General features: G+C 68.2%; 9 protein-coding genes. 8 read left to right on the top strand and 1 reads right to left on the bottom strand.

What is annotated here, in order from left to right:
- Window positions 1–114: 114 nt before the first annotated feature.
- The 8 genes from ACPYOG_RS09200 to ACPYOG_RS09165 all read left to right on the top strand — a co-directional run bounded on the left by ACPYOG_RS09200 (window position 115) and on the right by ACPYOG_RS09165 (window position 8991).
- Window positions 115–1023, top strand: coding sequence for a helix-turn-helix transcriptional regulator (locus ACPYOG_RS09200; protein WP_481293934.1), 909 nt, complete (start codon window positions 115–117; stop codon window positions 1021–1023).
- Entirely contained in the window at window positions 1020–1439 is a 420-nt protein-coding gene (locus ACPYOG_RS09195; protein WP_481293933.1) for a cupin domain-containing protein, read from the top strand. The genes ACPYOG_RS09200 and ACPYOG_RS09195 overlap by 4 nt, the downstream gene beginning before the upstream one ends.
- A gap of 50 nt (window positions 1440–1489) precedes the next feature.
- Window positions 1490–2260 carry a potassium channel family protein gene (locus ACPYOG_RS09190; protein WP_481293932.1) on the top strand — a complete coding sequence of 257 codons (771 nt, stop codon included), beginning with the start codon at window positions 1490–1492 and terminating at the stop codon, window positions 2258–2260.
- A 240-nt stretch (window positions 2261–2500) separates the two neighbouring features.
- Entirely contained in the window at window positions 2501–3532 is a 1032-nt protein-coding gene (locus tag ACPYOG_RS09185) for a LacI family DNA-binding transcriptional regulator (RefSeq protein WP_481293931.1), read from the top strand.
- Window positions 3533–3698: 166 nt separating this feature from the next.
- Window positions 3699–4994 carry an ABC transporter substrate-binding protein gene (locus ACPYOG_RS09180; RefSeq protein ID WP_481293930.1) on the top strand — a complete coding sequence of 432 codons (1296 nt, stop codon included), beginning with the start codon at window positions 3699–3701 and terminating at the stop codon, window positions 4992–4994.
- A 79-nt stretch (window positions 4995–5073) separates the two neighbouring features.
- Window positions 5074–6036, top strand: coding sequence for a carbohydrate ABC transporter permease (locus ACPYOG_RS09175; protein WP_481293929.1), 963 nt, complete (start codon window positions 5074–5076; stop codon window positions 6034–6036).
- An 8-nt stretch (window positions 6037–6044) separates the two neighbouring features.
- Complete coding sequence (locus ACPYOG_RS09170) at window positions 6045–6920, top strand: carbohydrate ABC transporter permease (RefSeq protein WP_481293928.1); 876 nt, start codon at window positions 6045–6047, stop codon at window positions 6918–6920.
- Window positions 6921–6951: 31 nt separating this feature from the next.
- Window positions 6952–8991 carry a beta-galactosidase gene (locus tag ACPYOG_RS09165; protein ID WP_481293927.1) on the top strand — a complete coding sequence of 680 codons (2040 nt, stop codon included), beginning with the start codon at window positions 6952–6954 and terminating at the stop codon, window positions 8989–8991.
- A gap of 72 nt (window positions 8992–9063) precedes the next feature.
- On the opposite strand, the gene ACPYOG_RS09160 is transcribed toward ACPYOG_RS09165, so the two are convergent.
- Window positions 9064–12400: DUF7507 domain-containing protein (locus ACPYOG_RS09160; RefSeq protein ID WP_481293926.1), on the bottom strand; the 3337-nt coding region annotated here is incomplete at its 5' end.

Here is a 12400-nt window from a genome sequence, read left to right as displayed (position 1 = left end):
GCTGGTCGTGGGCAAGTCCAAGGAGATCACGGGATTCGCCGGGCAGGGAGGCCGCATCATTGGTGGTACTGGCGGTGACTCCCTCCGGCTGCCGGCGAAACTTAACATGCTGTTATGGACAATCCAGCGGAGGTCCGGGAGTTCCTCACCACCCGTCGCGCCCGGGTCACACCCGAGCAGGTCGGCCTGCCTGCCGGCACGAACCGGCGCGTGGCGGGCCTGCGCCGCAGCGAGGTCGCAACGCTCGCCGGGATGAGCGTGGAGTACTACACGCGGTTGGAGCGCGGCGCGATCAGCGGCGCATCCCCGCAGGTGCTCGACAGCCTCGCCAGAGCCCTCCTCCTCGACGATGCCGAGCGGGCGCATCTGTTCGACCTCGCCCACGCCGCGAGCCCGGTCGCCCGCCCACCGAAGCGGCGCAGCGCGACCGGCTGGAAGCCGCATCCCGGACTGCAGTGGGCGCTCGAAGCGGTGACCGCCGGGCCCGCGTTCGTCCGCAACGGACGGATGGATCTGCTGGCGGTGAACGCACTGGCGCGTGCGTTCTACACCGAGCTCTACGACGTGCCGGGGCAGAGTCCGAACATCGCCCGGCACATGTTCCTGGACCCGCGTGCGCTCGAGTTCTACCCGGACTGGGAGAGCTTCGCCGACATCGCCGTCGCGATCCTCCGCACCGAGGCCACCCGGGACCGGCACAACAAAGAGCTGCACGACCTGATCGGGGAGCTCTCCACCCGCAGCGCCGACTTCCGTACCCGGTGGGGCGCCCACAACGTCCGCCATCACGGCTCCGGCTTCAAGTCCTTCCACCATCCCGTCGTCGGAGACCTGACCCTCGCCTACGAGGGAATGCAGCTGGAGGCCGACCCCGGTCTGACCGTGACGATCTACACCGCCGAGCCCAGCTCGGCCTCCGAGGACACCATGCGGCTGCTCGCGTCCTGGGCCGCCAGCGAGCCGACGACAAGCGCGACAAGCCCGACGAGCGCGACGAGCGCGACGCGAGAGGAACAGAGATGACCGCGGACGACTTCGACCAGCCCTTCGCACTCGGCGAGAAGAACGACGCCTACGCCGAGTACTTCATCGGCCAGAGCTACCTCGCCCCGATCGCCGGAGGTGCCGTCCCCGTCATCAACGTCTCCTTCGAGCCGGGATGCCGCAACAACTGGCACGTCCACCACGGCAGCGGCGGGGCCGGCGACCAGATCCTGCTGTGCACGGCCGGAAGCGGCTGGTATCAGGCCGAGGGCCAGGATCCCGTCAGCATGGAGCCGGGAACGGCGATCCACGTCCGCGCCGGCACGAAGCACTGGCACGGCGCGAAGGCGGGCTCCTGGTTCTCGCACCTCGCCTTCATCACGCCGGGAGCCGACGTGAGCAACGAATGGCTCGAGCCGGTCACCGACGAGGTGTACGGCGCGCTGCCGGGCTAGCGTCCGCCGCGGGCCTTACCATCGCTCCGTGACCAGCGAGGAACCGGAACGTGTCCAGCCTGCGCGGTGACCACGCGCGGAAGCTCACGCAGGAGCGCTGGCAGCGCCTCACTGAATGGCCGCTCGTCCTCGCAGCGCTCGCCTTCCTCATCGCGTACGCCTGGAGCGTTCTCGGGGACATCCCCAGCGCGAAAGACCAGGTGCAAGAAGCGGTCATGTGGGCGGCTTGGATCATGTTCGCGATCGACTACGTCGTGAACCTCTCCCTGGCTTCGCACCGCTGGCGCTGGTTCTGGACACACCTGCTCGACCTCTTCATCGTGATCCTACCGGTGCTGCGGCCTCTTCGTCTGCTCCGGCTCCTCGCGATGGTCCGCCTGTTCCACAGGTTCGCGGGGTCCGCGTTCCGCGGCCGGGTCCTGCTCTACGTGGGAAGCTACGGGACCGTGATCGTCGTCATGGCCGCTCTGGCGGTTCTGGATGTGGAACAGAACGTCGCGAGCTCGCCAATCCACACCTTCGGGCAGGCCCTCTGGTGGGCCTGCGTCACCATCACCACCGTCGGGTACGGCGATATCGTCCCGATCACCCTCACCGGCAGGCTCATCGCGGTCGCACTCATGCTCGGCGGGATCGGCATCATCGCCACGGTCGCCGCCGCCCTCTCCTCGTGGCTGGTGCAGAACGTCGGTGCACGCGAGGCCCGCCAGGAGAACGTCACGCGCCAGCACATCGAGGAGCTCCGTCGCGACATCGCCGAACTGAAAGAGCTTCTCGAGCGAAAGGCCGGTGTGGCCGGCACATCCGAGATCGACCCGTGAGGCGGGAGGAGACTCGAACGGATCGGGTTCGAATCTCCTTCAGCGCTGCCATTCGAAGGAGACTCGACGCTCGATGTCCTTCGAATCCCCGGCCCCGATGGCCGAATGGCGAGTGCTGCAGCTCGGAACCTCTGCGGTTGCTCGCGCCGCCGCACACGTTCCGAACAGGCGCATTCGGCCCTCGGGCGCACGGTATCTTTGACGTGGATTATCGGTAACGGACTCGCCCCAGGGGGACGGATGGTTTTACCCCGGAGCCACGGGCCGCGGCGGCCGACGATCTACGACGTCGCCAAGCTGGCCGGCGTGTCTCACCAGGCCGTCTCGCGCCAGCTCCGCGGGCTCTCGGGGGTGAGCCCCGCGACGGGTGCCCGCATCGAGGCGGCGGCCGTCGAGCTGGGTTACCGCCCGAACCAGGTGGCGCGGGCCCTTGCCACGAACAGCTCCCGCCGGATCGGCGCGCTGGTGTTCGACCTGGGGGAGGCGGGGCCGGCGAAGATCGTCGAGGGCGCGGCGGCCGCCGCTCGCGAGTCGGGATACGTGCTCGACTTCATCTCCGTCGAACAGAACGCTCCCGCATCCATCGACGCCGCCCTGAAGGTCCTGCTCGATCAGGACCTCGCCGGGATGTTCGCCGTCGGGCCGAGCGATGTGCTGAACGACCGGGTGCACCCCGATGCGTTCCCGATCCCGGTGTACTTCGAGTCGGAAGCCCTGGACTCGCCCACCGATGAACCGCTCTCGCTCAATGGCCGGGGAGCGGCGATCGCGATGGATGCGCTCATCCGCGCCGGGCATCGACGGATCGGCCACATCGCCGGACCGACCGCCTGGGCCTCCGCCGAGAACCGCGAGATCGCCTATCGGCGGATGGTGAGCGCGCGGGGCCTGCCGGAACTGCCTGTCAGCCGCGGCGACTGGTCGGCGCGCAGCGGGTACGAAGCGGGACTCGCCTGGCCGCTCGAGCTCGGGGCGACCGCCCTCTTCGTCGCCAACGACCAGATGGCCCTCGGAGCGCTGCGTGCACTGCACGAACGCGGGATCGCCATCCCGGGCGAGATGAGCGTCGTCGGGTTCGACGATATCCCCGAGGCGGAGTTCATGTGGCCTCCGCTGTCGACGGTCCGCCTGGACTTCGTGGATCAGGGCCGCCGGCGCCTCTTGGCCCTGATCGACGAGATCGAGGGTCGCACGCCGGCCCCGACCACGCACGTCGGCCGCATCGAGCTGATCGAGCGCGCCTCCATCGCCTCTCCTGCAGCCATTTTGTAGCTGAAGGCAACAAATATCGCCGAATCGCTTTACACGGGCGGTCGCGGCCCTCTAGCATCGTCGATTGCCGGTTACTTTACCGGTAAAGAGAATTCACGCCGATGCCGGGCGCAACCCGGCGGATGGCGTTGACTGCGGTTCAGCACCGCAGCATTACGAGGAGGTAATGACAGTGAAGAAGCCCCGTGTAGGTGCCTTCGCCGCGATCGCGGTGGCAGCGGCGCTCGCCCTGACCGGATGCACGGCACCCGGCTCCGGCAACGGAAACAGCAAGGTGACCCTGACCTATTGGGGCTGGGCGCCGAACATGAAGCAGATCGTCGGGAAGTGGAACGCGTCGCATCCCGACATCCAGGTGAAGTACACCGAAGCCGCGGGCGCGGGCGACCTCCCGCCGAAGCTGCTCTCGGCGGAACGGGCCGGGAACGGACCGGACCTCGCCCAGGCGGAGTACCAGAAGCTGCCGTCGCTGGTGGTCGGCGGGGTGGTGCGCGACATCACCAAGAACGTCGCGAGCTTCCGAGGCGAGTTCACGGACGCGACCTGGGGACTCACCTCGCTGAATGGAGCGGTCTACGGAGTGCCGCAGGACGTCGGGCCTCTGATGATGTTCTATCGCACCGACCTGTTCGCGAAGTACGGCATCACAGCGCCCAAGACCTGGGACGAGTTCGCTGCCGACGCGCAGAAGGTGCACGCCGCCGATCCCTCCGTCTATCTCGGAACGCTTCCGCAGGACGCCGCGACCTTCACCGGCTACGTGCAGCAGGCCGGCGGCAACTGGTGGACCGCCGACGGCGAGAAGTGGAAGGTCGGCATCAACGACCCCGCCTCGGTCGCGGTCGGCGCCTACTGGCAGAAGCTCGCGGAGGCGAAGGTGCTGTACGACAAGCCCTACCTCACCCCCGAGTGGAACAAGCTCGTCTCCGACGACAAGATGCTCACCTGGTCGGCCGGCGTCTGGGCGCCCGGCGTCATCGAGAACGCGGCGGCGACCACCGCGGGCAAGTGGGCCGCCGCTCCCCTGCCGCAGTGGAAGGCGGGCGACGCGAAGGTGGGGTTCATGGGAGGCTCCGCCGTCATCGTGACCAAGTCCTCGCAGCACGCCGAGCAGGCCACGAAGTTCCTCGAATGGTTGAACGGCGGCGCGGAGGGCTCGGGTCTGCTGGCGTCCGTGGCCAACATCTATCCCGCATCCATCGCCGGACAGAAGTCACTGACCTCGGCGAAGGTCCCCTCGCTCGTGTCCGGGCAGGCGGACTTCTACACCGTGGCTGCGAAAGTCTCGTCGGACACCGCGAAGGTGACCTGGGGGCCGAATGTGCAGCTCGCGTTCGATGCCTTCTCGGACGACCTCCAGTCGGCGCTGAGCAGCGGCAAGACCTACGCGGACGCGCTCGACAAGGTGCAGGACAGCACGGTCGCCGACCTCAAGAAGAACGGCTTCACTGTCGAGAAGTGAGCCGATTCACCCACTGGGGCGCCGGCCGATCTGGTGCGGCCGGCGCCCCGCCCGTTGTGCGAAGGATCGAGTCCCCATCATGTCCACCATCACGAGAACCCGCCCCATCGAACGGCGGCAGAGTGCGCCGCCCGCATCCCGGCGCAGGCTTCGGCCGCGCATGGCGCCGTGGGTGTTCCTGGCACCGGCGCTGGTGCTGTTCACCCTCTTCCTGCTCCTGCCGATCGGCTACGCCCTCTACCTCAGCCTGACCTCGTTGAAGGTCGTCGCCGGGGGCGCGTTCGGCCAACGCCAGCTGGTGTTCGTCGGACTCGACAACTACATCGCCACCCTGACCGATCCCGAGCTCGTGGCCTCCCTCGGTCGCCTGGCGCTCTTCGGGCTGATCGCGGTGCCGATCACGCTCGGCGGCGCGCTCCTGCTGGCGCTGCTGCTCGACCTTCCGCGCATCCGCTTCGGGCGGTTCTCGCGGACGGCGATCTTCCTGCCCTATGCGGTCCCCGGCGTCATCGCCACGCTGCTGTGGGGGTTCCTCTACCTGCCGAGCACGAGTCCGTTCAGCTCGATCACGCGGGCGCTGGGATGGGGGAGCATCGACTTCCTCGGCCTTCCCGGCCTTTATGGCTCGTTGGCGAACATCGCGATCTGGGGCGGCCTCGGCTTCAACATGATCGTGATGTACACGGCCCTCCGCTCCATCCCGAACGACGTCTACGAAGCCGCCAGGATCGACGGGGCGAACGAGTGGCAGATCGCGGCGAAGATCAAGATCCCGCTGATGGCGCCGGCGCTCGTGCTCACCACGTTGTTCTCGCTCATAGCCACTCTCCAGGCCTACGGCGAACCGCAGACACTGAAGACGCTGACCAACACGATCTCCTCGACCTGGTTCCCCTTGATGAAGGTGTACCGCGACGCGTTCGGAAGCGACGACGTCGCCGGGGCGGCCGCCACCTCGGTGGTCCTCGCCGTCGGCACCCTCATCGTCTCCCTCGTCCTTCTGAGGGTCCTGCAGCGCCGGGCCTTCGGCGAAGAAAGGTGACGGCCACCGTGACCACCACCGCTGTCCGCAGCACCGTCCCGACCGTTCGCGTCCCTCAGCGTGCGCGGGTCGTCCCGACCCTGATCCTGCTCCTCGGAGCCATCTACTGCCTCGTGCCCGTCGTCTGGGTGATCGTGGCGTCCACCAAGTCCCGGGCCGAGCTCTTCGGCGGCCTGCCGTTCGCCGTCGGCACGGGGTTCATCGACAACCTCGTGAACCTCTCCGCCTACAACAACGGCGAGTTCTGGCAGTGGGCCGGCAACAGCCTGCTCTACGCGGGCGGTGGAGCGGCGATCTCGACCCTCATCTCGGCAGCGGCCGGATACGCGCTGGCGAAGTACCGCTTCCGCGGCCGGGAGTTCGTCTTCGCGATGATCCTCGCCGGCGTGATGCTGCCGCAGATCACGCTCGCCATCCCGCAGTATCTGCTGATCTCGCAGGTCGGGCTGGCCAACACCTACTGGTCAGTACTCCTGCCGACGCTGATCAACCCCTTCGGCATCTACCTGGCGCGGATCTACGCGCAGAGCGCGGTCGCCGACGAGATGATCGAGGCGGCGCGGATCGACGGAGCCAGCGAGTTCCGCATCTTCCGGCAGGTGGCGTTCCCCGTACTGATGCCGGGACTCGTCACCGTCTTCATGCTGCAGTTCATCGGGATCTGGAACAACTTCCTCCTGCCGTTCATCATGCTCTCCGACGACAGCAAGTTCCCGCTGACGACCGGCCTCTACCTCCTCCTGAATCAGGGCACCGGCCAGCCGGCGCTCTACACGCTCGCGATCATGGGCGCCTTGCTGTCCACGATCCCGCTCGTGGCGCTGATGCTGTTCCTGCAGCGCTTCTGGAAGCTCGACCTGATCAGCGGCTCCCTCAAGGGCTGACCGCTCCACTCCTCACCGCGAAAGACTTCGAATGCGCATCACCAGCAACGCCGCCGACCGCCCGGGCACCGTGTTCACTGTTCCCCCGGAGGGCTTCCTCTTCGGCGGCGACTACAACCCCGAACAGTGGCCTGAGGAGGTCTGGCTCGAGGATGCTCGGCTCATGCGCGAGGCCGGCGTCAACCTGGTCTCGCTCGGCGTCTTCGCGTGGGGCAACCTCGAGCGCGCGGACGGCGAGTTCGACTTCGACTGGCTCGAGCGGTCGATGGACATCCTCCACGACCACGGCGTGGCCGTGAACCTGGCCACCCCCACCGCGGCCCCGCCCGCCTGGCTTATCCAGGCGCATCCCGAGGTGATGACCGTGAACGCGGACGGCGTACGCACCGGACAGGGCGGACGGCTCGGCTGGGCGCCGAGCAGCGCGACCTTCCGCCGGTACGCGCTGCGGATGGTCGACCGGCTCGCCCGCGCGTTCGCCGATCACCCGGCGCTCGCGATGTGGCACGTGAGCAACGAGCTCGGCAACGAGAACATCTACGACTTCGGCCCGGAGACGGCGGAGGCGTTCCGCGCGTGGCTGCGCGTCCGTTACGGGCAGGTCGAAGCGCTCAACGAGGCATGGGTCACCGCGTTCTGGGGGCACACCGTCGCGGATTTCGCGCAGGTCGAGCCGCCGCGGACCGCGCGCACCCACCACAGCCCCGGTCTCCTCCTCGACTGGGACCGCTTCACCTCGGACGCGCTCCTCGGGCACCTGATCGCCGAGCGGGATGTGCTGCGCGCCATCACGCCGGCCATCCCGATCACCACGAACTTCATGATCATGCGCACCGGCAACGTGCAGGACTACGCGCGCTGGGCCGAGGAGGTGGATGTCGTCTCCAACGACCACTACACGATCGTCTCCGACCCGCACAGCCACGAGGAGCTCGCCTTCAGCGCCGACCGCACCAGAGGGGTGGCCGGCGGGGCGCCCTGGATGCTGATGGAGCACTCCACCAGCGCCGTCAACTGGCAGCACCCGAACGCCGCGAAGGTCCCGGGGGAGCTCATCCGCAACAGCATCTCCCATGTCGCCCATGGCGCCGACGCCGTGTGCTTCTTCCAGTGGCGGCAGTCCGTCGGAGGAGCCGAGCAGTTCCACTCGGGCATGATCCCGCACGCCGGAGTGGACTCGAAGACCTTCTCCGACGTCGGGAGGCTCGGCCGCATCCTTCGTCGCATCGGCGAGGTGGCCGGGAGCCGGGTCCGCCCGGGTGACGTCGCGCTGCTGTGGGATCAGGAGGCCGTCTGGGCGTATGGATCCACGCGGAAGCCGTCGAACGCTCTGACCTTCCACGACGTCCCACTCGCGCTGCACCGGGCGTTCAGCCGGCGGCACATCGGGGTGGACATCATCCCCTCCGTGTCCGACCTCACGGGGTACAGCGTCGTGGTCGTGCCGAACCTGTTCCTCGCGCGTGCCGAGCTCGCCGAACGGCTGCAGAGCTTCGTGTCCGCCGGCGGCCATGTGCTCGTCACCTACCTCTCGGGAATCGTCGATGAGCGGGATCAGGTGGTCCTCGGCGGATATCCCGGCGTCTTCCGCGACCTCCTCGGCGTGCGCGTCGACGAGCTGTATCCGCTCCCCGCCGGCGAGGAGGTGCGGGTGGAAGGACTGCCGCACTCGCCGCTCACGGCGCGCGACTGGTCGGAGCACGTCGAGACGACCACCGCGGTGGCCATCGCCCGGTATGCCGACGGCCCGCTGCACGATGCGCCGGCCATCACCCGGCGCCGGGTGGGCGACGGAACGGCGACGTACGTCTCGACCCGGCTGGACGACCTCGGGATGCAGTCCCTCGCCGACGACCTCATCCGCGTCTCCGACCTCCAGCCCCTCGTGGCCGAGGCTCCGCCGTTCGTCGAGCTGACGGTCCGGGAGACGGACGCGGCCTCCTATGCGTTCCTCATCAACCACGGAACGGTCGAGGCGCAGGTCGAACTCGACGGCACCGATCTGGTGACCGGAGGCGAGTTCGGCTGCAACCTGCCCGCCGGAGATGTCGCCATCGTGCGCCTGCGCTGACCTCAGCCGGCGGCGATCCCGGTCGATACGGGCCTGCGCCGACCGCCGGTCAGGCGTGGTTGCGTCCTTTCCTCACAGTCGGAACCTCCGGCGAGCGATGACCACGGCAACGAGCGCGGTGCCGAGGAGCACAAGCACTTCCGCAATCCACAGGAGCGGCGTGATGGCCATCCCAGTGTCGGCGAGCTGACCGCCCGGCGGGACGGTGGCGCTCGGAGGTTGAACGGAGACGGCCGGAAGGGGGCTCGCGGCAGGAGCGCCGGAAATCGTGACCGTGGAGGCGTTCGAGTCGATCGGGGTGGTTGAGCCCGGTGGCGATGCGCTGGCGACCGCTGTATTCGTCAGCCCGGCGGCGACGTCGGCTTCGGTCACGATGTACGTCGCTGTGCAGCTCTCGGCGGCCGCGGGTGCGAGCGTCAGGCTCGGACAGGCCGCTGCGGGAATCGCGCCCGTGCCGCTGAAGCTCGTCTCGCTCACCGTGATGTCGGAGAGCGTCACATTGCCCGCGTTGGTGATCGCGAAGGTGTAGGTGATGATCTCTCCGGCCAGCCCGAGCTTCGTCGTGCTTGCGCTCTTGAGAAGCGTCACTGCCGGTGTCTGGTCGACCGGCACGGTGGCCGTCGACGCCCGCGATGTGATCGCCCCGCCGGTGGGCGGCGTTCCGGTCGCGGTGGCCGAATCCTGGATCTCGCCGTGGTCGAGGTCGGCCTGGGTCACGGCATAGGTTGCGGTGAAGGTGGCCGTCTGGTTCGGCGCCAGGGTCGTGGATGCGCCCGAGCAGGCGCCGGCGGGGCTGCTCAGAGCCTGGCAGGCCGGAGGCGAGGTCAACGCGCCCGCGGGCGCCAGCTGGGCGTCATCCACGAAGACATCGGTCAGGGGAACCGCGGTGGTGTTGGTCACCGCAAAGCTGTAGGTGACCAGCTGTCCGACGGCGCTGACCGGTGTGGCCGGGGAGGCGACGGTCTTCACGATCACCGGGGCGGTGTCGTCCGCTTGCAGGCCGGTGCGTGAGGACTCGGCCGGGGTCATCGCGGTCGTGCCGGCGAGAGCCGTCGTGCCCACGGTGTTCCACGCGACGTTGCCTGGCGTGGTCGTCGGGGTCGAGACCGTGTACGGGATGGAGAAGCTGTCGGGGCCGGCTCCTCCGGAGACGTCGATGGTTCCGGCGTAGGCGAACTCCAGCGCCGTGACCGAGGACAGCGGCGAGGGTGGGGTCGTGCTCCAGTCGTTCACACAGCCCGGGTTGACGGCCAGCACCTCCGGCCGGCAGGGGTTCGTCGCCGTCGAATACGACACCGTCACACCCGACGGCACCGTCCCGACTCCGGTGAGCGTCACGGCGAATTGCGAGCCGCGTGGGGACGCCGAGGTCGCGAAGGTATCGCCGACGGCGGGCAGCACGTCGTAGATCACGGGATCGGTCAGGTCCGACTGGCCCGTGTTGGTGAAAGTGAGGTCGTACGTGGCGGTTCCGCTGGTCGGGCTCACATTCCCGATGCCGCCGGCTGGCACCGGTGCGGCATCCAGATTTCCTTGCACCGTCTTATCCACCGAGAATGCGGGGTTGACGGGCGCGACCGTCAGCGGGAAGGACCCGCCGCAGTAATTGCCGGACAGGGGCGCGCCAGTGAAATCGAGGTCGGAGTCGGCCGTCGGGTTCGACGGCGGAGTGATGCTGGTGCCGCTGTCGCACCCGGCGATCGGAACGCCATAGCCGGCGGTGATGTCGTTCTGGTACGTGCCGGCGCAACCGACGCCCAGGTCGACCTGGAGGTGGCTGCTGACACCGAGCAGGTAGTCGCCCGGCTGAGGGACGATGTTCGCCGGGATCACCCATTCGTACAGCGTTCGGCCGGTGCCGTTGAAGTCGGGGGTCACAGTCGCCGCCTGGGACGGGGCGGTGAGCACCGAGCCCACCGTGCCGTTGGTGGGAGTGAAGCTCCACGATTGCGTGACGCCACTCGTGACGGTCGCTCCGGCCGGAGCGAGGTAGTCGACGTAGATCGGCTGCGAGGGAGCGGCCGCGATCTCGAGGTTGTTGTACGGGTTGATGGTCTCCGTGCACGTCCCGGTCCCGTTGTAGCCGCCGTTGATCCCGGGAGCGAACACCGTTCCGGACGGCTCTGCGGCGCTGACGACCATGACGCTCGCGTTCGCCCTCTCGGTCGGCGCCAGCGGCGTGCTCGAGCCGGCCACGAAGGCGTCGGCCGTGGCCGTGTTCGTCAGCAGGGATGTGGTGGCCACCGTCGGCGCCGCGTAGCCCTTGACCACGAACTGCATCGTCGTGGCCGAGTTGCTGCCCTCCTCAGGGAACTGCGGGATGTCGATTTCTGCCGCAGCCGGGGATGTCGGGATCACCCAGCCGGTTCCCGCTGTGAACGGGATGCTCGACGTGCTGCCATCGGTGTGCACGACTGTGATCGAGTCGGAAACGGCCGGGGTGAACCCGCTCGAGGTGATCACCGTCGGGATGAAGGCCGGTTCCGCGCAGAAGGGACCGCCCGGCGGCTGGGAGGAGTACACGCCACCGGCGAAGTCAGCCAGACACGGCACCGGGTCCTGGACGGCGAAGTCCACTCCGGCGCTGGTCCCCACGGTGGTCAAAGTGATCGGGTACTGGACGGACTGCCCGCTGCGGTTCCAGTCCCCGGGATACGTGTATTGGTACGTCCCTCCATTGAAGGTGTAGAACCCTGCGCTCGGCAGAGTCTGGCCCTTGCCGACCTTGCCGAGAAAGGGGTTGGGAACCGGCGACACCACCGAGGTGGTCCGCGTGGAGGATTGGCTGCCGGTCGTTCCGTCGAGGTACGTCCACGACGCACTCGCGGTGTTGACGATGGCGTCGCCCGGCGCGTCGGGCACGCCGGCGATCGAAGCCGTTCCAGTGACATAGATGTCCCAGCCCTGGGCGGAGCCGATCTGACAGGTCGTGCCGCCCGGGTCCGAGTAGGAGAAGGTGCGGGTGGGCCCGTCGTAGGCGATGGTCCCGGGCGGCGTCCCGCCGACGTCGTTGTTGTTGACGTCGCGGAGCGAGGTCGTGAAGCTCTGATAGGTGAAGTTCGCCGGGAGGGCGTCGGTGAAGGCGTAGGCCGATGTCCCGAGCGACCCCGGCCCTCCGCATTGGATGTTCAACTGGTATCTGAGCTGGGCCCCCGTACCGACTTGCACCGGGCCGTTCTTGACGATGCCGGCCCTCTTGGCAGCCGTCACGGTGAGGGTGGAGGGGCTTCCGGTAGCGGAGGCGAAGCCGCTGCCATCGATCGTCGGTGTGAGGGTCGCGACGGTTCCGTCCAGGGTCGTGTAATACGGGGCTGTAACCGCGATCGTGCACTGCGAGGTACCGGTCGGGACGTCCCCGTAGGCGTAGGTCACGGTGCCGGGCGAGACGGTCTTCGTCACCGTCGCGCAC

The organism is Leifsonia sp. HAY1-4F (assembly GCF_056755275.1).
This window is presented reverse-complemented; position numbering and strand designations above follow the sequence as displayed.